Here is a 23201-nt window from a genome sequence, read left to right on the forward strand (position 1 = left end):
CGTGCGGCCTGGAGCACGGCGACGGCACCCGTGGGCCGGGGAGCGGTGCGGGTGACGCGCCGGTGGGGCCGCCCCTGATACCGCTGCCGCGGTCCTCGGTGGAGGACACGGGACTGCCCCTGCCGGACCCCGCCCCGCGGCAGACGCCCCCGCCGGCTGCCCTCGACGAGGAGCGCCCGGCGCCACCGCACGACGCCCCGGCCGCGTCACCCGAACCCTCGGCCCCGTCCCGTCCCCCCGCCCCCCTCGTGCTGGAGCACCGGGTGCTGAAGGCGTTGCTCGGGGCGTGGGCACTGACCGTGTGCTCGGCGGAGGAGGCGGCGGCGGTGGAGGAGCACCTCGGGGTGTGCGGCGGGTGCGCGGAGGAGGCGCGGCGGCTGCGGGAGGCCGTGGGCCTGCTGCACCCGCCGGAGAGCCTCGACCTCCCCCCGTCCCTGCGCACCCGGGTCCTGCGGAGCTGTCTGGACCGCCGCGCGCCCCGCATCCCCGTCCCGGGCTGGGCCGCTCCGTACGACGCGGAGGCGGCCCGGCTGGATGCGTTGCTGCAGGACATCGACGACGCCGACTGGCACGCGCCCGTGCGGCTGCGCTGGTTCGAGGGCGAGGGCCCGGTGACCCGGCGGACGACCGTCGCCGGGGTCATCGCGCACCTGCTGTCCGTCGACGGCCTCGTGGCGACCGCGCTGGGCCTGGAAGACCCGCTGGAGCACCTGGCGGCCGCCCCGGACCTGCGTACTCCCGAGGCGCGCACCGAGGCGTACTGGAAGGACTCGCGTTTCCCCCATGGCCGTGCCGTCCGCGGGCCATGGCGGGAGCAGAGCCACGACATCGTCCGTACGACGTCGTTCAGGGGCTACGGTCCCGAGGACGCCGACGGCCCCGAGGACGCGGACGGCCCCGAGGGTGCCACGGGTTCCGGGGGCTCCGGGCGGCTGGTCGTCCCGTACGGCGGGTTCGAGCTGCCGCTGCGTGACGCGATGCTCGACCGGGCCTTCGAGTGCTGGATCCACGCGGAGGACATCGCGGAGGCGGTGGACTACCCGTACACGGCCCCCTCCGGACGCCATCTCCACCAGATGATCGACCTCGCGGCGCGGATGCTGCCGTTGGTCCTGGCCGAGCGCCGGCGGACGGGCCTGGCGTCGCGGTCACCCGCTGCGGGCCGCCATCTCGTGGCCGTCGGCGCGCCCGGGCGCAGCCTCCGTCTGGAGATCGAGGGCTCCGGCGGCGGCGTGTGGCTCATCCCGCTGGACTCCCCCGCCGCGGTCGGCTCCGCCGAGCACGAGGTCGCCCACGTCGCCCTCGACGGCGTCGAGTTCTGCCGGCTCGCCGCGGGCCACGTCCCGCCCCAGGAGGCCGCGGCCGGCCAGATGGGCGACCGCAGCGCCATCAGGGACGTCCTCTTCGCGGCGGCGTCCCTGAGCCGGATGTGACCGGCGCGTCGTCCTACGCGAAGACGACCGTCCGGCGCCCGTTCATCAGGATGCGGCGCTCGGCGTGCCACTTGACCGCCCGCGCCAGCGCCTGGCACTCCACGTCCCGCCCGATCGCGACGAGCTCCTCGGGGGTCACCCCGTGGCCGACGCGCTCGACTTCCTGCTCGATGATCGGCCCCTCGTCGAGGTCGGCGGTGACGTAGTGCGCCGTCGCCCCGATCAGCTTCACGCCCCGCGCGTGCGCCTGGTGGTACGGCTTCGCGCCCTTGAAGCTCGGCAGGAACGAGTGGTGGATGTTGATGATCCGCCCGCTGAGCTGCTTGCAGAGGTCGTCCGACAGCACCTGCATGTACCGGGCGAGCACCACCAGCTCGACCTTCTCCTGCCGGACGATCTCCAGCAGCCGCGCCTCGGCCTCGGCCTTGGTGTCCTTCGTGACCGGGATGTGGTGGAAGGGGATGTCGTACGAGGCCACCAGCTCGGCGAAGTCCGTGTGGTTGGACACCACGGCCGCGATCTCGACCGGCAGCGCCCCGATCCGCGCCCGGAACAGCAGGTCGTTCAGGCAGTGCCCGAACTTGCTGACCATCAGGACGACCCGCATCTTCTCCTCGGCGCGGTTGATCTGCCAGTCCATGTGGAAGGAGTCGCCGATCGCCGCGAAGCTCGCCCGCAGCTTGTCCAGGCTCACCGGAGCCTCCGCCGAGAAGTGGACGCGCATGAAGAACAGACCCGTGTCGTGGTCGCCGAACTGCTGACTGTCCTCGATGTTGCAGCCGGTCATGAAGAGGTAGCTCGACACGGCGTGCACGATGCCCTGCTTGTCGGGGCAGGAGAGGGTGAGGACGTACTGGTCGGCGGGCGCCGCGGTGCGAGTGGGCTGCGCGTTCATGCCCGACAGGGTCGCATATGGCGTACCCATGTCGGCAATCGTCCCGCGGACCGGACCGTCCCGCGCTTCCCTTATGCCGCCCTCGTCATGATGCGCAGCACCTCCAGCGTGCGCGGCGCTGTGTCCGGGTCCTCGCCGTCGCTCACCGAGAGGCGCACATGGGCCTCGCGGGCCGCACGGACGGCCTCGGGCCACGCGGGGTGGTCGAGGTACGCGGAGACGGGGGCGTCCGGCCCCACCTGGTGCATGATCCGCAGCACGCGCAGCACGGCGGTGTCGACGAGCGCCGCCTCCTGCGCGTCACGGAAGATCGCACCCACGTACTTCTCCGCGGACCAGTTGTCCAGCCAGGTGTCCTCGACCAGGCGGTACACGGCGTCGGTGACGTCACCGTAGCCGTCGACGCCGGCCAGCCAGACGTCCCGCTGGAACACCGGATCGGAGAGCATGTGCAGCGCGGAGCGCACATTGCTGCGCCAGCGCCACCAAGGCATGTCGTTCAGTGGCATGCCGCCCATGGTGGATGAGCGACGCCCGCGACGGGAAGAGTTCTCCGAACCTTGGACGGTCATCGCTCCCGCGTTCCTCTCTGCACTCCCTCGAAAATACGATCGTAGCTTCCCGTAATTCACCTCTCGGTCACCCCGCGTTGGCCGATCGTCACGCCCGGGTTGGTGATGTGGCGGAATCGTGCGGAGCCATGACCGGCAGGCGACGCACCTCAGCAGACCGTCCCACGCACCTCCGCCCCGGCGGTTTCCGTCGTACCAGGACGAAACGGGCCGGTACCGCGAGAGTCGCCGCTCTGGCGCTGTGTGCGTCGCTCGCCGCCGGGTGCGGGGTCGTCTCCGGCGTCACGGGGGGTTCCGGGGACGGCCCCATCACGGTCATGACCTGGGCGCCGGAGAAGACCGCCGCCACCAACAAGCCCGGCATGCCGGCCATGGCCAAGGCGTACGCCCGCTGGGTCAACGCGGGCGGCGGCATCAACGGCCGTGAGCTGCGCATCCTCACCTGCAACGACCACAACGACACGGTGGGCGCCGCGAAGTGCGCCCGCCGCGCCGCCAAGGAGGACGCCGTCGCGGTCGTCGGCTCCTACAGCCAGCACGGCCGCTCCTTCCTCGCCCCGCTGGAGTCCGCCGGCATCCCGTACATCGGCGGCTACGGCGTCACCGACGACGAGTTCTCCAGCTCCCTGTCCTACCCGGTCAACGGCGGCCAGGCCGCGCTCATGGCCGGCCTCGGCGAGCAGCTCGCGGACGCCTGCGGGCCCGTGGCCCTGGTACGCCCCGACTCCATAGCGGGCGACCAGCTTCCGCTGCTGCTGAACTCGGGGCTGCGCTCCGGGGGCCACCGCGGGGCCGAGGACCAGCTGGCCGCGGACGACGCCACCGAGTACTCCGACCACGCCCGGCAGGCGCTGCGGCGGGCCACCGGCGACCCCGCGAAGCGGGGGTGCGTGGTGTCCGCGCTCGGCGACCGCACCTCCACCTTCATGGACTCGTTCCGCCGGGACCGCAAGGACTACCCCGCCGTACACACCGCCTCCGTGCTGGGCAGCGTCGACCAGTCCCTCGTCGACGCGACCGGCGGCAGGTCGGGGCCCTATGAGGGGACGTACGTCACCGGCTGGTACCCGGTGGAGACCGACAAGCGCTGGGACCGGATGAAGAAGGTGATCCGGGAGCACGCCTTCGGCGACAACCGCATCGACCCGGCGGACCCGGGCGTGCAGACCACGTGGATCGCGTACACCGTGCTGAGGACCGTCATCGAGAGGATCGGCGACGGCGAGGTCACCTCCCAGGCGATCCGCAACACCCTCGACGACGGTCTGAAGGTCACCACGGGCGGGCTGACACCGCCGCTGACCTGGCGCTTCGAGGACCTGATCGCCGCCGCCGGCTTCCCCCGGCTGATCAACCCGGAGGTCACCTTCCAGGTGGTCCGCAAGGGCCGCCTGGTCGCCGCCCGCCAGGGCTTCGTGGACGTGGAGAAGACCCTGGTCGACGCGGAGCTGTGACCCGGCGGCCGACCCCGGGCCGACGCTGGTTCGTGTCGAGTTCCGGCGCGACCCGGCCGACGGCGTCTCCGGCGTCGGTGACGCCCCGGCGGGCGGACGTCGCCGAGGCCGTAGCCGCTGGTGGGTCCACCGGCTCGACACGTGTCGCGATCGTACTGCTGAGCCCGGTCAGGGGAGCGGGCGACCCTAGAGCTGGCCCGCCTGTCGCTGGGTCAGGCCGTACTTGGCGGCGATCGAGTTCCACAGTCGGGCCGCCTTGGTCTTCTCGGCGCTCGCCGTGCTGCTGGCCTGGTTGCCCGCCTGGGTCTCGCCGGTGGAGCGGGCCTGGCCCTTCCTGCACAGCTTCCCCTTGCCGGCGACCTGGTCGGCCCACGCGGCGTAGTGGTTGTCGGCGGAGGCGGATGCCTGCCACGCCTTGGTGAGCGCGGTGGTCAGGGCGGCGTTGTCCGGCAGCTTGTCGACGGACAGCTCACCGAGCTCCGTCACGAGGCCGTCGCGCTGCTTGGCGGCGTTCCGCAGGTCCGTGGCGGCCTGGCCCAGGTTGGTGCAGGACCGGATGTTCCCGACCGCCTTGATCACGCTGCTGCGGCTGTCGCCGCTGTCCGCGAGCAGCTTGTCCAGCGCGACCGCCTGTTCCTTCGCCGGGTCGGCCGGCGCGGACGCCGACTCCTCGGCCGACGAATCGGACGCCGACACGTTCTGGTCGTCGCCCTGCCCCTGGTCGTCCTTGGCGCCCCCGGCCATCAGGGCGCCCGCCCCGATACCGAGGACGGCGATGCCCACGCCCACGGCGGCGATCAGCGGCACCTTGGACCCCGTGCGGCCCCCTGAGCCACCACCGTCACGTCTCGCGGAGGCCCGCCCTCCGTGCCCCCCGGGGCCCTGGGGCGGCTGCGCGGCGTACGGCTGCTCGATCCTGGGCATCTGCTGCGTGGCGCCGGCAGGTCCGGCGGCCGCGGGCTCACTGCGGAAGAGACTGTCGAACACATCCGGCTGCTGCTGCGGCGCGCCGTACCCCTGAGTGTGGGCCCGGTCCGGCGCCTGCTGCTGGGCGGCCACCGGCGGTATGTACTGGGTGGCGTCGGCGTCCGGGTTCCCCATCGGCGCCCCGTGGCCGGGGTGCGGCAAGGGGCCGGCGCCGTTGTCCGGGACCCGCCCCAGGTACGTGGTCGCGTCGGCCGATGTCTCCGGCGGCAGCGCGCCCGGGCCGACCGGAGGCAGGTACTGGGTGGCGGCCTCCGGGGCCGCGGGCACCGGCGGTATGTACTGCGTCGCCGCCTCGTGCCCGGGCACGGGGCCGGCCGACGGCACCGGCGGGAGGTACTGAGTGGCGCCCTCGTCCACCGGCGCGGCCGGCGGCATCGGCGCCCCGCCCGACGCGGGGGAGACCTCTCCCGCGACCGGCGGCAAAGGCGTCCCGGAGCCGGCCCCGGTGTAGCCGTCGCCCCCGTACGCGGCCTGCGACGCCCCCGGGGCTCCGTAACCGCCCTGCGACGCCCCCCCGGGGCCGTAACCGCCCTGCGACGGCCCCTCGGGCGGCAGCGGCAGACCGCCGCCCCGAGCCCCGTGGCCGCCCCACTCGGGCGCGGGAGCGGCGCCCCAGGAGCCGGCCGGCGGCTGGTCCCGCTCGTCGTGACCGCCCTGGCCCCACGGGTGGGCCGACGGAGCCGGGGGAAGCGGAGCCGGGGGCAGATCGCTCGGGAGCAGCGGCGCCCCACCGTCGGAGGGCAGCACGATGCCTTCGTGCGCGGGCCGCGCCGAGGGCTCCTCGCCCTGTCCACTCTGCGTCACCGGGACTCCTACGAACGGGGGACTTGCGGAATCGTCGCCTCACGCTACCGGTTCCCGGCAACGACCTCAGCACACCCGCGGCCCACCAATCGGCCAAGCCCCCCTCAATCGGGCGCGGGGAATCGCACGACCGCCCCCCCCGGCAGGAGCTACGCCGCCTGCAGATCCATGCGCGCCCCGAACTCCCTGACCACCGCCTCCTCCCGGAACGGCTCCAACCTCTGCTGGAAGTCCTCCAGATACTCGGCCCCTCGATTCGACCGCAGCGACCCGAGCAGTTCCACGGCCTTCAATCCCGTGTGGCAGGCCTGCTCGACCTCCCGCTGCTGCACCTGCGCCGTGGCGAGCAGCACATAGCCGATCGCCCGCCGCCGGGCCCGCGTCTCGGGGTGCTTGGCCAGCGACTCCTCGGCGTGCCGCGCCGCGGCCTCCGCCTGCCCGAGGTCCCGGTGGCAGTGCGCCAACTCGTCGGCGAGATAGGCCTCGTCGAAGTGCCTGATCCACGCCGGGTCGTCCCCGGACGCCGGGTCCGCCGCCTCCAGCGCCTCGACGGCCCGCCCGGCCGCCGTCTGCGCGGCGCGCGCGTCTCCCATCAGCGCGTGCCCGCGCGCCTCCGCCGCGTGGAACATGCACTCCGCGCGGGGTGTGGCCCGCCCGCGCGCCCCTTCCTGCGCCGCGCGCGCCAACTGCGCGATCTCGCGGGGGTTCCCGAGCTGGGCGGCGAGGTGGCTCATGGACGCGGCGAGCACATAGCCGCCGTACGCGCGGTCACCCGCGGCCTGGGCGAGCCGGAGCGCCTGGATGTAGTACCGCTGGGCGAGCCCGGGCTGACCGGTGTCGACGGCCATGTATCCGGCGAGTTCGGTCAGCCGGGCGACCGCCGCGAACAGCTCGCGGCCCACGGCCTCCCGGTACGAGCCGGCCAACAGCCCCGAGACGACGCTGTTCAGGTAGTGCACGACGACCGGCCGGACATGGCCGCTGCCGTACTGGTGGTCGAGGTCGACGAGCGCCTGGGTCATCGCGCTCACGGCCGCCACGTCGGCCAGCCCGACCCTGGGTCCCGCCGAGCGGGCCACCTGGGGGTCCGGTGCCGAGATCAGCCAGTCACGGCTGGGCTCGACGAGCGCGGAGGCGGCCACGGACGACCCCGACAGGAAGTCCCGCCGGCCCACGTCGCTGCGCCAGAGCTCGCAGACCTGCTCGATGGCCCCGAGGACCGTCGGCGAGAACTGGAGCCCCACACCGGACGCGAGGTGCTTGCCGTTGGCCATGCCGATCTCGTCGATCGTGACCGTACGGCCCAGCTTGCGGCCCAGCGCCTCGGCGATGATCGCGGGGGCCCGGCCCCGCGGCTGCTGTCCGCGCAGCCAGCGCGCGACGGACGTCTTGTCATAGCGGAGGTCGAGACCGTGCTCCGCGCCGCACATGTTGACCCGCCGGGCGAGCCCGGCGTTGGAACAGCCCGCTTCCTGGATGAGCGCCTGCAGTCGTTCGTTCGGCTGCCTGGCGACGAGCGGCCTTGCGGCCATGGCGTACCCCCTGTGGCTGTGGTGCCTGCCCATGCACCGAGTTGACGTGTCTTCAGCGCCGAACCCCTTCGGAATCGCGGTCACGCGGCCCGGTGCGCGCACCGAACACGCGTACCGAAAGCGCATACCCGCCAGTCGAAAGGTTCCGGCCTCGAAGATCAATGCCCCACCGACATACCGAAGATGCGAGACATGCCAGGATTGCCGGGGTAAACACGGATGCTGTACCCCACACGTGGCTACCCGGCTCACTCGGCGATCCCTCCCGCGCGCCCCCGGACATGCACCCATGCGCCCCGGCCCCGTTGGCGATGCTCTCCCCCGCGCATGTGACATCCGTAACCACCGATGAGCGCTAGAGTTGTGTTCATCGTGGAAGAGACCATCGCGGGCCCTGAAGCTGCCCACATCCCGAAGCAGCGTGGTGAAACGCTGCTGGACACCGCCGTTCGATACGCCGAAGAACGTCATTGGGACGTGGTTCCCGGTACGTGGCTGGAGGCAGTCGACGGGGTGCAGCACTGCTCTTGTGGCAGCACCGCGTGCGCGACCCCCGGCGCGCACCCGGCGCGTGAGGACTGGGCGACCCAGGCGACAGGCAGTGCGACCGTCGCACGCCGTCTGTGGTCCAAGCAGCCGACCGCGTCGATCCTGCTGCCGACAGGGCGTACGTTCGACACGATCGACGTTCCCGAGACGGCCGGCCTGCTGGCACTGGCCCGGATGGAGCGCATGGATCTGACGCTCGGTCCGGTGACCTGGACGCCGGACCGCCGTATGCACTTCTTCGTGCTGCCGGGCGCGTCGGTCAAGCTCTCGGATCTTGTACGGAAGTTGGGCTGGTCCCCGCTCTCCCTCGACATCAGGGCGCTGGGCGAGGGCGAGTACGTGGCGGCACCGCCGACCCGGTACGGGTCGCGGGGGGCCGTGCAGTGGGCGCGTCGTCCCACTTCGGCGAACCGGTGGCTGCCCGACGCCGAGGAGCTGATCTCACCGCTCGCGTACGCGTGCGGGCGGGACGGACGCCGATAGACAAACGCTCTGGGTGGGGGCTGCTCGTCATCCCGCGGTCGCGGGGTGGACGTGGCTGTTCGCGCAGTTCCCCGCGCCCCTGAGGAACCGGGGGCGCCGTCGACCGGAAGGAGCAATCGGCGTGAGCGTGTCCGCCGCCGTACGCGTCCATGGTCTCTGGAAGCGGTTCGGGACCCAAGTGGCCGTCGCCGGGATCGACTTGGAGCTGCCGGCCGGGCGGTTCATCGGTCTCGTCGGGCCGAACGGGGCCGGGAAGACGACGACCCTGTCGATGGTCACCGGGCTGCTGCGGCCCGATCAGGGTTCCGTCGAGGTCGTGGGGCACGACGTGTGGCGGGACCCGGTCGAGGTGAAGGCCCGGATCGGGGTGCTGCCGGAGGGGCTGCGGCTCTTCGACCGGCTCACCGGCGCCGAACTCCTCTCGTACACAGGTCGGTTGCGCGGACTGCCCGGCTCCGAGGTGGACAAACGGGCCGCCCAGCTCCTGGACGTACTGGACCTCGCGGGCGCCCGGCACAAGCTCGTCGTCGACTACTCGACGGGCATGCGGAAGAAGATCGGGCTCGCCGCCGCCCTCCTTCACAATCCCGAAGTCCTTTTCCTGGACGAGCCGTTCGAGGGCGTCGACCCGGTGTCCGCGCACACCATCCGGGGCGTCCTGGAGCGGTACACCGCCTCCGGCGCCACCGTCGTCTTCTCCTCCCATGTCATGGAGCTCGTCGAGTCGCTGTGCGACTGGGTGGCCGTCATGGTCGCGGGCAGCATCCGCGCGCACGGCCCGCTCGCCGACGTACGGGGTGCCGCGCCCTCGCTTCAGCGGGCGTTCCTGGATCTGGTGGGGGCGAGCGGACGGGACGCCGGGGCGGATCTGGACTGGCTGGGCGGCGGCGGGACGGCGCCATGACGAGCGCGGCGAGCGGGGCGCGTACCGAGTCCGTGACCTCCGTAGTCGTCCGTCTGAAGCTGTCGCTGCTGCGGAACGGCCTGCGGCAGTCGGCCGGGCGGCGTGCCGTGTACGTGGCTTCGGTGGTGTTCGCCCTGCTGTTCGCGGCGCTCACGCTGGCGGGGCTGGTCGCGCTGCGGGGCGAGGCGGACGCGGTGGCCGTGATCGTGCCGCTGGTGGCGGTGCTGGCGCTCGGCTGGGCGGTGATGCCGCTGTTCTTCCCCAGCGGCGACGAGACACTGGACGCGACCCGGCTGGTGATGCTTCCGCTGCGGCCACGACCGCTCGTACGGGCACTGCTGGCGGCCTCGCTGGTGGGCGTCGGTCCGCTGTTCACGCTGTGCGTGCTGGCGGGATCGGTGGTGGCGGTGGCGCACGGGACCGCGTCGTACGTCGTCGCCGTGGCCGCCGTGCCACTGGCACTCCTCGGCTGTGTCGCACTCGCCAGGGCGGTGGCCGCCGCGAACATCCGCCTGCTGACCAGCCGCCGGGGCCGCGATCTGGCGGTGTTGAGCGGGCTGGTGATCGCGGTGGGCATGCAGGTCGTCAACTTCGGTGTGCAGCGCCTGGGTTCGTCCGGGCTGGGGCGACTGGAACCGGTGGCGGACGTAGTGGCCTGGGTGCCGCCGGCGTCGGCGATCGGCGCGGTGCACGCGGTGAGCGAGGGCGCGTACGGCATCGCGGCGGCCCAACTGCTGCTCTGCTGCGCCGCCTTGGTGGCCCTGCTGCGGTGGTGGTCCGGGAGTCTGACGCGGCTGATGACCTCGCCGGACGGCTCGACGCTCCCGTCCGTCGACGCCGGCGCCCCGGGGCGGACGCGGTCCACCGGGCTGAGCCGGCTGCTGCCGTCGGGGCGTACCGGGACGACCATGGAGCGGAGTCTGCGCTATGTGTGGCGGGACCCCAAGACGAAGGCGGCGTGGGTGACGTCGCTGGCCATCGGGTTGATCGTGCCCGTCTTCAACGCGCTCCAGGGCACCGGCACGGTGTACTTCGCGTGCTTCGCGGCGGGGATGCTCGGGATCCTCATGTACAACCAGTTCGGGCAGGACGGTTCCGCTTTCTGGACGGTCGCCATGACGATCTCCTCCACCAGGGACGCGTACGTCGAACTCCGGGGCCGGGCACTGGCGTTGCTCGTGATCACTCTCCCGTACGCCACCGTCGTGACGGTGGTGACCACCGCCCTCCTCGGTGACTGGGACGCCCTGCCGGAGGTGCTCGGGCTGTCCTTCGCCCTGCTCGGCGCGATGCTCGCCGCGGGCGCCTGGTCCTCCGCCCGCTTCCCGTACTCCATCCCCCAGGAGGGCTACAAGAACGTCGCGCCGGGTCAGGCGGGCCTCGCGTGGATCTCCGTCTTCGGCGGCATGGTGGGAGCCGCGCTGCTCTGCCTGCCTGTCATCGCGCTCACCCTCTGGGTCCACGTGGTGGAGGGCGGAACCGCCTGGGCCTGGGTGACGCTGCCGGTGGGGGCGGCCTACGGGGCGGGCGTGGCCGAGCTAGGCATCCGTCTGGCCGCGCCCCGCACGGCGCGGCGGCTGCCCGAGATCCTGGCGGCGGTGAGCAGGGCCTAGCGGTCAACAGCCGCGCGTCAGAGTGCGGCGAACAGGTCGTCAAGAGGGGCGGGTACGCGATCGGGGTCGAGGGCCTCGACGAGGACGCGCCCGTACTGGATCTTGCGGCCCTTCTTCGTGCCGAAGAACCGGCGGAGCTGCTGCTGGGAGGGGCGGCCCTGCTGGGCGGGCTGGCGGAGGAAGGTCTGCAGGGGGCGCAGGTCGCCCTCCGCTCGGACGAGTTCCCGGACGCGGGTCACGCCGAGCGCGCGGATGAGTTCGTCCTCCAGGTCGGCCGCGCAGACGAAATACCCCTCGGGAGCCGCACCGGCCCGTTCCCAGCCGCGGGCGTAGTAGCCGCGTTCCCGCTCGTCGCACAGCCCGGTGAGGCGGAGGCCGAGGCCGGACGGGCCGAGGAGCCCGGCGAAGCGGCCGACGCTCATCGCGCCGCCCATCGGCAGGACGCAGACTCCTTCGGCGGCGAGGTCCCGCCCCCGTCTGCCGGCGAGCGCGTCGACCGCCGCGACATCGCTCGGCCCTTCGAGCAGTACGACCGCCCGGACGCCCACCGTCGAGGCCAGGTCCCGCGCGGGGTCTCCCGGCCCCCCGGCCGCCCACCCGATGACCGCCTCACGGAACGCCCCCATGTCACCCATACGACGAGTGTCCGTCCTTCCCGCCCGCTGGGACAGGGATTTTCCCCCGCGCCGATCGGAAGCGCCGACGACGGAGCCCGTCGGCAGCGCCGTTCGAGGCTCACCGCGGGAAGCCGGGGACCGGCGTCAGGACGCCGAACCCGGCCGGGCGGAGCCGGGCCGGGCCCGCGCCCCGGCTCAGTCCGTGGCCGTACGGCTGGCCCCGGAGCGACTCGCTCCGGGGCCCTTGCCCACCGGTTCGGCTCGCTCAGCCGGTGAAGCCGTCCAGGAACGGCTCAATCGCGGCACGCCATGCCTCGGGCTGGTCGTAGTGGACGAGGTGGCCGGCGTCGGCGACCTCGGCGTACTGGCCGTCGGGCAGGACGCGGACCATCTCCTGGGCCTCGGCGCGGCCCAGTTCGCCGTCAAGTCCGCGGACGACGAGGGTGGGGCACCGGACCTGGGTGAGTTCCTCCCAGTGGGCGTCGTACACCCAGGTCTCGCGGGTCTTCAGCATCTGCTCGGGGTCGAAGACAGGCCGCCAGCCGTCGGGGCCCTCGTGCATGACCTCGGCGTAGAACTCGCCGCGTGCGGGGTTGGGGCGCTCCACCCAGGGATCGTCCTCCCCGAACCACTTGCGGACATCGGCGAGGGTCGCGAAGGGCAGTGGCCAGGCCTTGAACCAGTTCTCCCACTCGCGCTGCGAGGCGGCGCCCAGCGCCGACGCCCGCATGTCACAGATGATCAGACCGCGTACCAGGTCCGGGCGCTTGGCGGCCAGTTGCCAGCCGGTGAGCGCGCCCATGGCATGGCCGATGAGGACGACGGGGGCGAGGCCGAGCTGTTCGATGGCCGCCTCGGCGTCCTCCACATAGGCCTCACGGGTGTAGGCGGCCTGCTCCGGCTTCTCGCTCCGGCCGTGACCCCGCTGGTCCAGGGCGACGGCGCGGTGCCGCTCGGAGAGCCAGCGGGCGGTGGGAGCCCAGTGCGAGGCGCGGCCCATGAGACCGTGCAGTAACAGCACCCCGGGCCTCTGCTCGCTCCCGGGTTTCTCCCCCGCCCCGGTCTCCGTCCGGTCCCCGGTCAGGTCGCCGGGTATGTCCCCGGTCTTGGGCGGGTCCCCGAACTCCCAGGCAGCGAGACTCACGCCGCCCGTTCCGGTCACGTCGATGCGCTGCGTCATTGGCACCCCCCACACTTCCGCTCGGACCGCTCGCTTCCCGGCTCCCGCCGCGCATGGAACCGGGTGGTCCATTCGTTCTGACCGCTGTCGTACCGCTGTCGTGCTGCTCCTGCTGTTCGCGCCGTGGTGCGCGCCGCTCGCACGGCGCGCACCTGTTGTTACAGCGTGCATTTCGATCGGCACGTTACGTATGGGATGCGTGGGCCGGTCCGGGACGGGCCGCTCGACGCGACGCCACGCCGTACACGTTATCGAATACACATTCGAAGATGCCGTTTCTGGCGACAACACCCCTCATTCGAGTGACCTCCCCCAAGGATTGCCCGCCACCGGTGAGGGGAGATCTTCAACGGGAGGCGGACCACTCGGGGAAAACGGTCCGAGGGGGATGACCCTGAGAGCTCGGGGCTCCGGGTCAGCACAGGGGAGGACAGGCCCCGGCGCCGCATGGCGCCGGGGCCCTCCTCACGTCCATGGCACATCCGCCCCGCCCCCTCCTCCGCCACCGCGAGATGCGCCGTCTCGGGCGGCCAAGAGCCCCTCAGGTCATATGCCTCACGGGCAAGCCTCGCACGCGAACGGTCGCCGCGCTGCCATTCGGCGCAGCGAATCTCGGACTTCGGCGAGCGGTCGGCGGACGGTCGAGGTGGCGGGCGTGACGCGTCGGCGGACGCCGCGGCGAAAGCCTCAGCGCTTGGCGACGAACACGTGCGAGGCGACGTCCGCCGCGAGCTCCGCGGCCTCACCGCCGCTGCCCACGAGGACCCCGCCGGCCGCCTCCGTCACACTCACCACGGAGCCGGGCTGCACTCCCGCACGCCGCAGCGTGTACATCAGCTGCGCGTCCGTCTGGATGGGCTCGCCGATCCGGCGCACCACGACGGTCTTGCCCTCGTGGCCGGGGTCGAGATCCGCCAGGGACACCATGCCCTCGTCCAGGAACGGGTCGGCGCCGTCCTTCTCGCCCAGCTCCTCCAGGCCCGGGATCGGATTGCCGTACGGCGACTCCGTGGGGTGCCGCAGCAGTTCGAGCACCCGGCGCTCCACGGCCTCGCTCATCACGTGCTCCCAGCGGCAGGCCTCCGCGTGGACCTGCTCCCACTCCAGGCCGATGACGTCGACGAGCAGACACTCCGCGAGGCGGTGCTTGCGCATCACGCGCGTCGCGAGACGACGACCCTCCTCGGTGAGCTCCAGATGCCGGTCCGCCGCGACCGAGACCAGGCCGTCGCGCTCCATGCGCGCCACCGTCTGGCTGACCGTCGGACCGCTCTGATCGAGGCGCTCGGCGATCCGGGCACGCATGGGGACCACACCTTCCTCTTCGAGCTCGAGGATGGTGCGGAGATACATCTCCGTCGTGTCGATCAGTCCGGACATACGTGCCCCTCGATGAGATTCAGCGGCTTCGCTGCGCTGGCCCTGGAGTCAATTCTTACGCATCCCACTGACAACCGTGCCGTCGCTGCCGTTTCTTCACGGGGCAGGCCCGCCCTTCGCCCCGGCCCGGAACGTGAGGACGACGGGAGGGACACCCCTCCGCCGGGCCGTCCGCGACCGATCGCGCGGGTCCGCGGCACCGGTGACCTCCCGCGCACACCGCCGCACGCCGTATTGACACACCACTGGTCCAGACCTTTAACGTGATCCGCAGGTCGGACGGAGCGGAGGGGTGCGGGCATGACGGACGGCACTGCGGCGGCACGGCGTTTTCTGGACGCGGCCATCGGTCTGGTGGAGCGGGTACGCGACGAGGAGGCCGACGCCGTCGCCGCCGCCGGGAAACTCGTCGCGGACACGGTGATCGACGGGGGCCGCCTCTTCGCGTTCGGCGCCGGACACTCCTCGCTCGCCGCACAGGATCTCGTCTACCGGGCCGGCGGCCTCGCACTCATGAACCTGCTGGCCGTCCCCGGCGCCGTCGGCGTCGACGTGACGCCCGCGACGCTGGGCTCCGCGCTGGAGCGGGTCGACGGACTGGCGACCGCCGTACTCGACAGCAGCCCCCTCGGCGCCGGCGACCTCCTCATCGTCATCTCCCTGTCCGGCCGCAACTCACTCCCCGTCGAGATGGCCCGGCACGCCCGCGAACTCGGCGTGAAGGTCATCGGCGTCACCTCCGTCGCCTACGCCACCGCGACGACTTCACGCCACTCCTCGGGCACCTTCCTCAAGGACCACTGCGATCTCGTCCTCGACTCCAAGATCGCCGTCGGCGACGCCGAACTCACCCACGACGCCGTGCCCGCCCCCTTCGCCCCGGCGTCCACCGTCGTCACCTCCGCCCTCCTCCAGGCGGTCATGGCCACCGCCGCGACCGACCTCGCCGACCGGGGCGTGCAGCCCCCGCTGCTGCGGTCCGGGAACGTCGACGGCGGCCTCGACTGGAACGACCACGTCTTCCGGGAGTACGGCGACCGCATCTTCTACCTGCGCTGACACCGCCCCGCCCGGCGAGACCGACGCACCCCCTCGGGTGTGTAGGGCGCAGGTGCGTGGGAACGGTGAGAAGGAAATCCGGCGTACAACGATTTCGTCCAAATCTTGCGTGAACCAGATGTGGGCTGGGTCACGTTCGAGTTGAATGATGACGAGTGAGCGAACCGACGCGCCGTACGTGCGGACGCAACGCAGCCTGCAGGGGGTTCAGGTGAGTGCTTCCCGACGTAGTGGGGCCACCGACGCACTGGGGCCCGACGAGCCCGAACGCAACGGTCCGAGGGACGGCCGGACCGGCAGGAACAACCAGAGCGACCAGAACGACCGGATCGACGACAGCGAGCACGGCGAAGACGGCGAAGACGGCGAAGACATCGACACGGAGGACGCCATGGACTCCGTGGATCCCGGTGGCGCGGACCTCCTCGCCGCCCTCCTCGACGGCATGGACGCGGCCCTGTGCGCCTTCGACGCCGACGGGGTCGTCACCCACTGGAACCGCGAGGCCGAACGCATCCTCGGCTGGAGCGCCGAGGAAGCCGTCGGACGGCACGGCTTCGCCGGCTGGGCCATACGGACCGCCGACGCCGAGGAGGTCGAGGCGCGGCTGATGGCCGCCATGCACGCCTCCGGACGGCAGGTCCACGAGTTCGCCCTCGTCACCAAGGACGGCGGACGCGTCCTCGTCCGCACCCAGTCCGCCGGCGTACCCGGCCCCGACGGCAAACCCGCCGGCCTGTACTGCGCCTTCAGCGAGGTCCACGCCCAGATCGACCTCGAACGGTCCATCGCGCTCAGCGAGGCGCTCTTCGAGGACGCCTCATGGGGAGTCGTCCTCGTCGACGCCGACCTGCGGCCCGCCGTCGTCAACACCCACGCCGCCCGCGCCCTCGGCATCGGCCGCACCGCCGTCCTCGGACGCCCGCTCGGCGAACTCCTCACCCAGGGCGTCGAGGAAGTCGAGAGCGCCCTCACCCACGTACTCGCCGAGGGCGCCCCGCCCGCGCCCGCCGAGATCTGGGTCGGCGTCCGCACCCCCGACGGGGAGAAACGTCGCTGCTGGCGCAGCGGCTTCCTCCGTCTCGCCTCACCCCTGGCCGAGGAACCCGTACCCCTCGGGGTCGGCTGGCTCTTCCAGGACATCACCGAGGCCAAACAGAGCGAACAGGAGGCCGCCCTCCTCCGTTTCCGCGTCAACCAGCTGCACCGGGCCGCACGCGCCGCCGCCGAGTGCGAGGACCCCGGCGAGGCCGCCACCGTCCACCTCGACTTCGCCCTCGCCGGCTTCGCCGACCACGCCCTCATCGACCGGGTCGCGGGCCCCCCGCCGGCCGACGACGGGCCCGTACGGCTCGTGCGCGCCGCCGCCACCCCCTCCGGCGCGCCCGGCCCCAGCCACCTCGCCGGTCACGCCGGCATCCCCGTCCGCTACGGCCAGGGCCACCCCGCCCTGCAATGCGTGGAACGGGCCGGATCGGTACGCGCCAGCGCCGGATCCGCCTCCCCGGAAGCCGCCCGTGACTGGGCCACGGCCCGCCAGTGGCCGCCGGAGACCGTGCACGCCCTCTGCGCCGTCCTGCGCAGCCGCGGCCGCACCCTCGGCGTCGTCACCTTCCTCCGCGGCGCCGGCCGCACCCCGTTCGAACGCACCGACTCCCTCTACGCGGAGGACGTCGCCGTACGCATCGCCGCGGCGCTGGACCTGGGGGCGGCCGGGGAGGCGGCAAGGTAACCGACGGCGGGCACGGTGAGCGGCTGACGCGAGGAAAGCCCCTGCGTGCGAGCGGGTGGGGGTGTGCGCGGTCGGAGACCGGGCGAGGGGAAAACGCTCGCGTGGGGTCGGGAGGCGGGCGGAGAATCGGGGGATGGCGATCATTCACCGCACCACTCTCACGCCCACCAAGCTCGAACTGCTCACCTCCTGGCTGCCGGGCCGCCCGTGGTACCGGGGCGGCGCGGGCGAGCCGCAGTTGACCAAGGCCGGAGGGTTCCGCCTCGACGACCCGGACGGCGAGGTCGGCATCGAGTTCATGGTGGCCGCCGACGCCGCCGGCCCCGAACCCGTCCACTACCTGGTGCCCCTCACCTACCGCGGCGCCCCCCTCGAAGGCGCCGGGCACGCCCTGATCGGCACCCTGGAACACGGCGTACTCGGCACCCGCTGGGCCTACGACGGCTGCCACGACCCCGTGCTCGTCACGGAACTCCTCGCCCTCTTCGAGGGTCGCGCCCAGGCCCAGGCCCAGAGCCTCACCGACACCCCGGACCACGAGATCACCCGCTCCTGCGCGGCTTCCGCACCGCTGCCCGCAGCCGCCGCACCCCTCTCCGTCGAGGACGACAAGGAGGCCAGCGAACTCGCGGTCGCGCCGGGCCTCACCCTCCGGCTGAACCGGGTCCTGCGGCCCGCCCCGGACGGCGCGGCCGACCGCCCCGGGGACGTGACGGGACATGTGGCCGGCCACTGGGACCTCCCGGACGGCGACCGGACCCGCGCGGTCTTCGCCGTGCTCCGCGGCTGACCGCCCTGACACACCTCTTCCGGGCCCGGTCGCCCAAAGCGCCGGACCCGGAAGGGAGTCACCGTCGGCGTCGCGCCTCGGCTGCTCGGCCCGCGGCTACTGCTTCCACGCCCAGTGCAGACGGTCCAGCCCGCTCTGGTTGTTCACCGTCAGGCTGAGGCGGGTCCCCGTGCCCTGGAGGGTGGTCAGGGAGTACGTGTCGCCGTTGCGCAGACCCGGCCAGTAGACCGAGCCCAGGCCCAGCTCCCGGATGACGTCGGTCGCGGCCTGGATGTACGCGACCTCGTTGGAGCCGCCCACCGGCCCGTTGTAGTCCAGGCCGGTCGTCATGGAGGCACCGAACTCGTCGAGGACCGTGCGCGCGGCACACGTACCGATGCGCTGCTTGAAGTCCGCCTTCCACTGGTCGACGCTCGTCCAGTCGGTGTGCCAGAAGCCGTAGTTGTGCAGCGCGATCCGGGTGCCGTCCAGCCGGCTGTCGGCACACACCGGCTTGACGTCCTCGCTGTACTTGATGCCGCCGATCAGGATCCGGTCGCGCGGCACGAAGCGGTGCGTCCTCAGCCAGCGGGCGGCGACATCACGCCACTCCTGCGAGGTGTAGCCGAACGGCTCGTTCATCGGCTCGAAGTACACCTTCGCGTTGCCCGCGTACGAGGAGGTGATCCGCGCCCACATGCGGTCCCAGGCGGCCTGGTCGTCGATCTTGCCGTCCTTGGCGTTGTCGGCCTCCCAGTACCCGAGGACGACCTTGAAGCCCTTGGCGGTGGCGGCGTCGATCGCACCCCGGTACGACTTCCAGAACGGGCCGTTCACGGAGGTCGGGTTGACCGGCAGACGGACCGTGTTGGCGCCGAGCTTCGCGAACCCGCCGACGATCGCCTTGGACTTGGCGTAGGTCGTGGCGTAGCTGTCCGACGTGGACAGGCCCGAGGGCACCACCGCGTCGTCGGCGTAGTTGTCGCGCGGGTCGGCCCAGTTGACGCCTTTGAAGGCGCTCACCGGAAGAACGGCCTTGGCGGTGGAGGAGCCGGACGCGGAAGCGGCCGACGCCGGGGCGGCAAGGACCCCGCCGAACACCGTGGCGCCGGCCAGCAACGCCCCCAGACAAGCGGTCCCGCGATGGTTCTTTCGTGGCACGACATCCCCTTCTGGGCAGTTGCGTCCGCGAAACCTCAACATCAGGTCGGCGGCTCTGTGCTCCCGCAACGTAGAAGAGACCTCAAACAGAGGTCAACACATCAGCACACCAAATCTCATCAAGAACCCAGAGCCGCTTGCCTGATCCAGGTCATCGACGAGCGAGGCTCACTCACCGCCCACAGCCAACTCCGAAACCTCGAGGCGCACCCGGATCCCGTCCTCCTCCACCCGCACATCCCGCAACCGCACATCCCCCCGCTCCGGCTCCGGCAACTCGAAGGCCAGCGACAGCCGATCGACGAGCACCGGACGCGTGAGCCGGGACAAGGCGTCCAGCAGAGCGGGGTCGAACCCCAGAGCGCGCAGCAACTCCGGGTTGTCCAGCGCCAGATCGAGCAGATTGAGCCCCTGGGCCTGCCGGACGAACCGCGGGGAACCGGTCAGCTCCGCGAGCCTGCCGTCGTCGCTCAACGCCTCCCGTACGGTCGCCTCGGGCACCCCCATCCGCCGTACGACCGCCGGCACCGACAACAACGCCCGCGCCTTGCGCGCCTCCCGCGCGAGACCGGCGGACGCCTTCGGCGTCAGATGCAGCCCCTCCGAAGCGCGCGAACCGGGCCGGTACGTGGCCACGTCACCGATGTCCAGCCGCATACCGCCGATCTCCGTGGCGACCCCCCGCGCACCCTCCCGCTCGACCCGCGCCTCCGCACGCACCCGCACCTCGTGCCCCGCGACCGGCAACATGCCCCGCGCCCGCACCCGGTCCCGGCCGTCACCGCTGAACTCCACCTGGGAAGCGCCCAGTTCACGATTGAGGTCGGCGAACGACAGCAACACGTCACCATCGAGCCGAGGCACCCGCGCACCCCGCAACGAGGTGAACCCGTCCGCGTCCAGCCGTATGTCATGTGCCGTGGCCGACACCCTCGCCAACGAGACCCGGTCCGCCGCCACGTCCGGAACGGTCACCCGCACCGACTCCAGCCGCTCACCGGCCAGTTGCGTCAGGAACGGGAATCCGCCGATCTCCACCTCGGGTGCCGCCGCCAGATCCAACCGCTCCCGCAGCGCCTCCCCGGCCCGATGCTCGGCGTACAGCAACGCCCACCGGTCCCCGAGGCCGACGACCCCGGCCAGCACGACCAGCCCCACGACCCCCTTCACCACCCAGGGCAATCCCGAGAACCGCCCCGGCCGCCGCCGACGCCCACCCCGCCGACGCCCACTCCGCCGCCGCCCCGCATCCGGACGACGGGGCCCGCCGGAACGATCATCGAAACGATGCTGCGAATCCATCACCTGAGCGCTACGCATCACCTCATCCGAACACGCCCACCACCCCCGCTCGCAAGCCGGACCCCACGCGTGCGACATAGTTCACGATCGCGATCTGGCCCACCCCGGCCGGCGCGGGAATCCGCGCGGGGCCGGCGCCGAGTAATCCTCTCGGAAAATCGCTTGAGCATGTCCGGACCGCTTCTTAGGGTGTGCGGTACACGAGAAGGGAGGTGGTTCGGCAGATGTATGACAACCGGACGCGTGAGGTGGCTGCGGGCTAGCGGCCCGGCACCACGCACAGTGCGGTGCCGGACCAGCGCGTGATCGCACGCGCAGCCGGCCCAATCTCAAGCAGTCACCCGACCCGTAGGCTCGCCGGTACGTCCGGCCGGCTCTCTCTTCCTTGGGAAGAGGGACCTGAGCCTGCGGGTCGCCTGCGTTTGTGGGGGGCGGAGTATTCTGGGGGCATGGTTCTGATGCTTGTTCGACGCCGGCACGTGGATTTCGTGCGCGTCACGAGCATGGGCTGTCGGCGTTTCGCCTGAGATCGGCCTCTTCGACCTTCCTCTTGGTCTGACTTCCTGCCCTTTTTCGGTTGGCACCCGTGGCCGCGCCCCACCCCTGGCGGCGGTCCGGGCTCCCGTACACCCTGCGGACGTGTCTCATGATGTATCAGCAGCTTCCCATCATCGATCTTTCGGCGGCCGATCGTGGGGCCGAGGCGCGCGGGCTGTTGCACGCGCAGTTGCACAGTGCGGCGCACGATGTGGGGTTCTTCCAACTCGTCGGGCACGGCGTGGAGCAGGCGGAGACCGAGCGGCTGACCAGGGTGATGCGGGAGTTCTTCGCGCTGCCCGAGGGTGAGCGGCTCGCCATCGACAATGTGCGGTCGCCGCATTTCCGGGGGTACACCCGGACCGGGGACGAGCGGACCGGCGGGCGGCAGGACTGGCGGGATCAGCTGGACGTGGGGGCCGAGCGGGCGGCTCGGGTGCCCGGGGAGGGTGAGCCCGCCTACTGGTGGTTGCAGGGGCCCAATCAGTGGCCCGCGGCGCTGCCCGAGCTGCGGGAGGCCGCGCTGGGGTGGATCGACCGGCTGAGCGGGGTCGCCGACCGGTTGCTGAGGGAGCTGCTGGTGTCGATCGGCGCTCCGGCGGACTTCTACGCGCCGATCTTCGGGGAGTGGGCGCATCCGCATCTGAAACTGGTGCGGTATCCGGGCAGTGCCGCGGACGGGGCCGAGCAGGGGGTGGGGGCCCACAAGGACTACGGGTTCCTGACCCTGTTGCTCCAGGACCAGGTGGGCGGGTTGCAGGTGGAGCGGGAGGACGGGCGGTTCCATGACGTGCCGCCCCTCCCGGGGGCCTTCGTGGTGAATCTCGGGGAACTGCTGGAGGTGGCCACGAACGGGTATCTGGTGGCGACCAACCACCGGGTGGTGAGCCCGCCGGGGGCGACCGAGCGGTTCTCGGTGCCGTTCTTCTACAACCCTCGGCTGGACGCGCGGATAGAGCCGCTGGTGTTCCCGTATGCCTCGGGCGCGCCGGGGGTGACCGATGATCCGGCGAACCCGCTGTTCGCGGAGTACGGGTTCAACGAGCTGAAGGGGAAGCTGCGGGCGCATCCGCTGGTGGCGGAGCGGCATCACGCGGGGCTGCTCAGCCCCGCGTGACGGTGCTGCCGTGTCAGTGGGCGATGTCCTCGTAGCCCTCGATCTGGCGGGGGCTGCGGGGGCCGGGGCCGATGTAGCGGGCGGAGGGGCGGACGAGACGGCCGGTGCGCTTCTGTTCGAGGATGTGGGCGGACCAGCCGGCGGTGCGGGCGCAGGTGAACATCGAGGTGAACATGTGCGCCGGGATCTCCGCGAAGTCGAGGACGATGGCCGCCCAGAACTCGACGTTGGTGGCCAGGACGCGGTCGGGTCGGCGGGCGTGGAGTTCGGCGAGGGCGGCCTTCTCCAGGGCTTCGGCGACCTCGAAGCGGGGGGCGCCGAGGTCGCGGGCGGTGCGGCGCAGGACGCGGGCGCGGGGGTCCTCGGCACGGTACACGCGGTGGCCGAAGCCCATGAGGCGTTCGCCCTTGTCGAGGGCCCGCTTGACGTAGGCGTCGGCGTCGCCGGTGCGCTCGATCTCCTCGATCATGCCGAGGACGCGGGAGGGGGCGCCGCCGTGGAGGGGGCCCGACATGGCTCCCACCGCGCCGGAGAGGGCCGCGGCCACGTCCGCGCCGGTGGACGCGATGACACGCGCGGTGAAGGTGGACGCGTTCATGCCGTGCTCGGCGGCGCTCGTCCAGTACGCGTCGACGGCGGCGACGTGCTTGGGGTCGGGTTCGCCGCGCCAGCGGATCATGAAGCGTTCGACGACGGACTGGGCCTTGTCGATCTCGCGCTGCGGGACCATGGGCAGGCCCTGGCCGCGGGCGGACTGGGCGACGTAGGAGAGGGCCATGACGGCGGCGCGGGCGAGGTCCTCGCGGGCCTGTTCCTCGTCGATGTCGAGGAGGGGTTTGAGGCCCCAGACGGGGGCGAGCATGGCGAGGGCGGACTGGACGTCGACGCGGATGTCGCCGGAGTGGACGGGGATGGGGAAGGGTTCGGCGGGGGGCAGGCCGGGGCGGAAGGCGCCGTCGACCAGCAGGCCCCAGACGTTGCCGAAGGACACATGGCCGACGAGGTCCTCGATGTCGACGCCGCGGTAGCGGAGTGCGCCGCCTTCCTTGTCCGGTTCGGCGATCTCCGTCTCGAACGCGACGACTCCTTCGAGACCGGGTACGAAGTCGGACATCAGGCGG

At 72.1% G+C, this 23201-nt stretch carries 19 protein-coding genes; 9 read left to right on the forward strand and 10 right to left on the reverse strand.

The features are described 5' to 3' along the window. Positions 1-8 precede the first annotated feature (8 nt). A complete protein-coding gene (locus ACZ43N_RS29500) occupies positions 9-1433 on the forward strand; it encodes a zf-HC2 domain-containing protein (protein ID WP_468102063.1) in 1425 nt (474 codons plus the stop codon). A 13-nt stretch (positions 1434-1446) separates the two neighbouring features. Here the strand turns inward: ACZ43N_RS29500 and purU are convergent, their stop codons facing one another. After that, positions 1447-2328: a formyltetrahydrofolate deformylase gene (gene purU, locus ACZ43N_RS29505; protein WP_468072318.1), complete on the reverse strand. Its 882-nt coding sequence runs from the start codon at positions 2326-2328 to the stop codon at positions 1447-1449. 71 nt (positions 2329-2399) lie between these two features. Continuing rightward, positions 2400-2900 carry an SCO4402 family protein gene (locus ACZ43N_RS29510; protein WP_468071760.1) on the reverse strand — a complete coding sequence of 167 codons (501 nt, stop codon included), beginning with the start codon at positions 2898-2900 and terminating at the stop codon, positions 2400-2402. A gap of 128 nt (positions 2901-3028) precedes the next feature. On the opposite strand from ACZ43N_RS29510, the gene ACZ43N_RS29515 reads away from it, so the two are divergent. Further along, on the forward strand, positions 3029-4354 hold the full coding sequence (locus ACZ43N_RS29515) for an ABC transporter substrate-binding protein (RefSeq protein ID WP_468101820.1): 1326 nt from the start codon (positions 3029-3031) through the stop codon (positions 4352-4354). Positions 4355-4540: 186 nt separating this feature from the next. Here ACZ43N_RS29515 and ACZ43N_RS29520 read toward each other — a convergent pair whose 3' ends face one another. Beyond that, on the reverse strand, positions 4541-6145 hold the full coding sequence (locus tag ACZ43N_RS29520; protein WP_468101821.1) for a hypothetical protein: 1605 nt from the start codon (positions 6143-6145) through the stop codon (positions 4541-4543). A 149-nt stretch (positions 6146-6294) separates the two neighbouring features. Next, a complete protein-coding gene (locus tag ACZ43N_RS29525; protein ID WP_468101822.1) occupies positions 6295-7677 on the reverse strand; it encodes a transcriptional regulator in 1383 nt (460 codons plus the stop codon). 348 nt (positions 7678-8025) lie between these two features. On the opposite strand from ACZ43N_RS29525, the gene ACZ43N_RS29530 reads away from it, so the two are divergent. From ACZ43N_RS29530 to ACZ43N_RS29540, 3 genes are all read left to right on the forward strand, one after another. Next, the gene (locus tag ACZ43N_RS29530; RefSeq protein WP_468101823.1) at positions 8026-8709 is read left to right on the forward strand and encodes a bifunctional DNA primase/polymerase; all 684 of its coding nucleotides are present in this window, start codon (positions 8026-8028) and stop codon (positions 8707-8709) included. A 127-nt stretch (positions 8710-8836) separates the two neighbouring features. Next, entirely contained in the window at positions 8837-9613 is a 777-nt protein-coding gene (locus tag ACZ43N_RS29535) for an ABC transporter ATP-binding protein (protein WP_468102065.1), read from the forward strand. Continuing rightward, positions 9610-11226, forward strand: a complete 1617-nt coding sequence (locus ACZ43N_RS29540) for a transporter (protein ID WP_468101824.1) — start codon at positions 9610-9612, stop codon at positions 11224-11226. The genes ACZ43N_RS29535 and ACZ43N_RS29540 overlap by 4 nt, the downstream gene beginning before the upstream one ends. Before the next feature lie 17 nt (positions 11227-11243). On the opposite strand, the gene ACZ43N_RS29545 is transcribed toward ACZ43N_RS29540, so the two are convergent. The 3 genes from ACZ43N_RS29545 to ACZ43N_RS29555 form a co-directional block, all read right to left on the reverse strand. Next, the gene (locus ACZ43N_RS29545) at positions 11244-11861 is read right to left on the reverse strand and encodes a TOPRIM nucleotidyl transferase/hydrolase domain-containing protein (protein ID WP_468101826.1); all 618 of its coding nucleotides are present in this window, start codon (positions 11859-11861) and stop codon (positions 11244-11246) included. Positions 11862-12108: 247 nt separating this feature from the next. After that, entirely contained in the window at positions 12109-13023 is a 915-nt protein-coding gene (locus tag ACZ43N_RS29550) for an alpha/beta fold hydrolase (RefSeq protein ID WP_468101828.1), read from the reverse strand. Positions 13024-13710: 687 nt separating this feature from the next. After that, a complete protein-coding gene (locus tag ACZ43N_RS29555) occupies positions 13711-14403 on the reverse strand; it encodes a metal-dependent transcriptional regulator (RefSeq protein ID WP_468101830.1) in 693 nt (230 codons plus the stop codon). A 300-nt stretch (positions 14404-14703) separates the two neighbouring features. On the opposite strand from ACZ43N_RS29555, the gene ACZ43N_RS29560 reads away from it, so the two are divergent. The 3 genes from ACZ43N_RS29560 (at position 14704) to ACZ43N_RS29570 (ending at position 17984) form a co-directional block, all read left to right on the forward strand. Next, entirely contained in the window at positions 14704-15462 is a 759-nt protein-coding gene (locus ACZ43N_RS29560) for an SIS domain-containing protein (RefSeq protein ID WP_468101832.1), read from the forward strand. A gap of 211 nt (positions 15463-15673) precedes the next feature. Beyond that, the gene (locus ACZ43N_RS29565; protein WP_468101834.1) at positions 15674-17194 is read left to right on the forward strand and encodes a PAS domain-containing protein; all 1521 of its coding nucleotides are present in this window, start codon (positions 15674-15676) and stop codon (positions 17192-17194) included. 133 nt (positions 17195-17327) lie between these two features. Further along, the gene (locus ACZ43N_RS29570; RefSeq protein ID WP_468101836.1) at positions 17328-17984 is read left to right on the forward strand and encodes a maltokinase N-terminal cap-like domain-containing protein; all 657 of its coding nucleotides are present in this window, start codon (positions 17328-17330) and stop codon (positions 17982-17984) included. A gap of 96 nt (positions 17985-18080) precedes the next feature. On the opposite strand, the gene ACZ43N_RS29575 is transcribed toward ACZ43N_RS29570, so the two are convergent. Next, on the reverse strand, positions 18081-19124 hold the full coding sequence (locus ACZ43N_RS29575; protein ID WP_468101838.1) for a glycoside hydrolase family 5 protein: 1044 nt from the start codon (positions 19122-19124) through the stop codon (positions 18081-18083). A gap of 168 nt (positions 19125-19292) precedes the next feature. Continuing rightward, entirely contained in the window at positions 19293-20444 is a 1152-nt protein-coding gene (locus ACZ43N_RS29580; RefSeq protein ID WP_468101840.1) for an LmeA family phospholipid-binding protein, read from the reverse strand. A gap of 628 nt (positions 20445-21072) precedes the next feature. Between ACZ43N_RS29580 and ACZ43N_RS29585 the strand changes: the two genes are divergently transcribed. Then, entirely contained in the window at positions 21073-22080 is a 1008-nt protein-coding gene (locus tag ACZ43N_RS29585) for an isopenicillin N synthase family dioxygenase (protein WP_468101843.1), read from the forward strand. Between the two features lie 13 nt (positions 22081-22093). Here ACZ43N_RS29585 and ACZ43N_RS29590 read toward each other — a convergent pair whose 3' ends face one another. Further along, positions 22094-23194, reverse strand: coding sequence for a citrate synthase 2 (locus ACZ43N_RS29590; protein ID WP_468101846.1), 1101 nt, complete (start codon positions 23192-23194; stop codon positions 22094-22096). Positions 23195-23201 lie beyond the last annotated feature (7 nt).

The sequence above is a fragment of the Streptomyces sp. NPDC030814 genome (genome assembly GCF_055572155.1).

Excerpts from the sequence above, each read along its gene's own strand:
- purU (WP_468072318.1), bottom strand. The coding sequence starts at position 2,328 with ATGAACGCGCAGCCCACTCGCACCGCGGCGCCCGCCGACCAGTACGTC.
- ACZ43N_RS29510 (WP_468071760.1), bottom strand. The coding sequence starts at position 2,900 with ATGACCGTCCAAGGTTCGGAGAACTCTTCCCGTCGCGGGCGTCGCTCA.
- ACZ43N_RS29515 (WP_468101820.1), top strand. The coding sequence starts at position 3,029 with ATGACCGGCAGGCGACGCACCTCAGCAGACCGTCCCACGCACCTCCGC.
- ACZ43N_RS29525 (WP_468101822.1), bottom strand. The coding sequence starts at position 7,677 with ATGGCCGCAAGGCCGCTCGTCGCCAGGCAGCCGAACGAACGACTGCAG.
- ACZ43N_RS29530 (WP_468101823.1), top strand. The coding sequence starts at position 8,026 with ATGAGCGCTAGAGTTGTGTTCATCGTGGAAGAGACCATCGCGGGCCCT.
- ACZ43N_RS29540 (WP_468101824.1), top strand. The coding sequence starts at position 9,610 with ATGACGAGCGCGGCGAGCGGGGCGCGTACCGAGTCCGTGACCTCCGTA.
- ACZ43N_RS29545 (WP_468101826.1), bottom strand. The coding sequence starts at position 11,861 with ATGGGTGACATGGGGGCGTTCCGTGAGGCGGTCATCGGGTGGGCGGCC.
- ACZ43N_RS29550 (WP_468101828.1), bottom strand. The coding sequence starts at position 13,023 with ATGACGCAGCGCATCGACGTGACCGGAACGGGCGGCGTGAGTCTCGCT.
- ACZ43N_RS29555 (WP_468101830.1), bottom strand. The coding sequence starts at position 14,403 with ATGTCCGGACTGATCGACACGACGGAGATGTATCTCCGCACCATCCTC.
- ACZ43N_RS29560 (WP_468101832.1), top strand. The coding sequence starts at position 14,704 with ATGACGGACGGCACTGCGGCGGCACGGCGTTTTCTGGACGCGGCCATC.
- ACZ43N_RS29570 (WP_468101836.1), top strand. The coding sequence starts at position 17,328 with ATGGCGATCATTCACCGCACCACTCTCACGCCCACCAAGCTCGAACTG.
- ACZ43N_RS29580 (WP_468101840.1), bottom strand. The coding sequence starts at position 20,444 with ATGCGTAGCGCTCAGGTGATGGATTCGCAGCATCGTTTCGATGATCGT.
- ACZ43N_RS29585 (WP_468101843.1), top strand. The coding sequence starts at position 21,073 with ATGATGTATCAGCAGCTTCCCATCATCGATCTTTCGGCGGCCGATCGT.
- ACZ43N_RS29590 (WP_468101846.1), bottom strand. The coding sequence starts at position 23,194 with ATGTCCGACTTCGTACCCGGTCTCGAAGGAGTCGTCGCGTTCGAGACG.